The organism is Limosilactobacillus reuteri subsp. simiae, from assembly GCF_020784875.1.
In the GTDB taxonomy this organism is placed as follows: domain Bacteria; phylum Bacillota; class Bacilli; order Lactobacillales; family Lactobacillaceae; genus Limosilactobacillus; species Limosilactobacillus reuteri_H.
In genome coordinates this window covers 1-492 of sequence record NZ_JAJGUI010000014.1, presented here as the reverse complement: position 1 = coordinate 492, position 492 = coordinate 1, and the positions used below count along the sequence as shown (strand labels likewise).

General features: G+C 52.0%; 1 protein-coding gene. It reads right to left on the bottom strand.

What is annotated here, in order from left to right; translation table 11 throughout:
- Positions 1-492: Rib/alpha-like domain-containing protein (locus tag LMC10_RS01060; protein ID WP_267866768.1), on the bottom strand; the 492-nt coding region annotated here is incomplete at both ends.

Sequence of the window (492 nt, the reverse complement as noted above, 5' to 3'; positions counted from 1 at the left end):
TCGTACCGTCTGGCAACTCGCCCTTGTTCTTAATCCCGTCGGCTGGGTCTGGGATGACGCCGGTCTTCGTGTTTACATCTTGACCCTCTGGTGTGTACTTGTCAGCGTCAGTCGGCGTCGTCGGGTTCGTTACGTGTACTGTTACGGGAACTTCGTCCTTTGAACCGTCTGGGTAAGTTACTACAACCGTGGCTGGCTTGTCACCAGCTGTCGTTACATCTGGCGTGTCTTTCCAGGTGTACTTCGTACCATCTGGTAAGTCGCCTTTGTTTTTGATGCCTTCAGCTGGGTCTGGGACAACTCCAGTCTTCGTGTTTACATCTTGACCCTCTGGTGTGTACTTGTCAGCGTCAGTCGGCGTTGTTGGGTTCGTTACGTGTACTGTTACGGGAACTTCGTCCTTTGAACCGTCTGGGTAAGTTACCACAATCGTGGCTGGCTTGTCACCAGCTGTCGTTACATCTGGCGTGTCTTTCCAAGTATACTTCGTAC